This window comes from Oleiphilus sp. HI0043, from assembly GCF_001634935.1.
The window spans coordinates 1-792 of sequence record NZ_LWEY01001923.1 but is presented as its reverse complement, the minus strand read 5'-3'; the positions used below and the strand labels follow the sequence as shown (position 1 = coordinate 792).

At 47.1% G+C, this 792-nt stretch carries 1 protein-coding gene; it reads right to left on the bottom strand.

Annotation, left to right across the window (positions count from 1 at the left end; genetic code table 11):
- A partial coding sequence (locus A3729_RS29745; RefSeq protein WP_304439798.1) for a deoxyribodipyrimidine photo-lyase occupies positions 1-792 on the bottom strand: 792 nt, incomplete at both ends.

Here is a 792-nt window from a genome sequence, read left to right as displayed (position 1 = left end):
TTGTAGTTCAGGAACATAGCGTCTTATAAACTGTCCTTGGGGGTCAAAGCGTTCAGACTGGCGTGTGGGGTTAAAAATTCTGAAGTAGGGAACCGCGTCGACGCCTGTCGAGGCTGACCATTGCCATCCACCATTGTTGGACGCCAAATCACCATCGACTAGCATTTCCATAAAGTACGCTTCACCGAGTCGCCAATCAATTAATAAGTGCTTTGTTAAAAACATCGCGGTAATCATGCGTAGTCGATTGTGCATCCAGGCTTTTTCTTTTAATTGGCGCATGGCAGCATCAACGATGGGGTAGCCTGTTTTTCCAGCCTTCCATTGTTCAAACAAACGATGGTCTTTACGCCAAGGTAGCTGATCTGTTTCTTTCTTAAACGGCTTATGCATGCTCAACCTCGGATAAGCGTACAAGAGGTGGCGATAGAATTCTCTCCATAGTAGTTCGTTTATCCAGGTGTTGACGCCTTCATTACGCCCTTCAAACTCGCCTTGATTATAGCTTAGTGCTGATCTTAAACACTGTGATGTGCTTACGATACCCGTTGCAAGATAAGGAGACAGTGAACTTGTCGCGTCGAGCGAGGGAATATCTCTGGCCTTATGGTAAGAGGCTGCGCGTTCTTCCATGAAGTTATTAAGTAGCTCGTGAGCGTGATCTTCTCCTGCGGGCCAATGATGGTCCCACCGAGAATCGACTTGAAACGTCGCAACATTCAAGTTTGGTGCTTTGACTGTTAAGGGCGGTTGTGGCGAGGGTTTGTTGACCAGGTGCCTGGATAAAGTCTT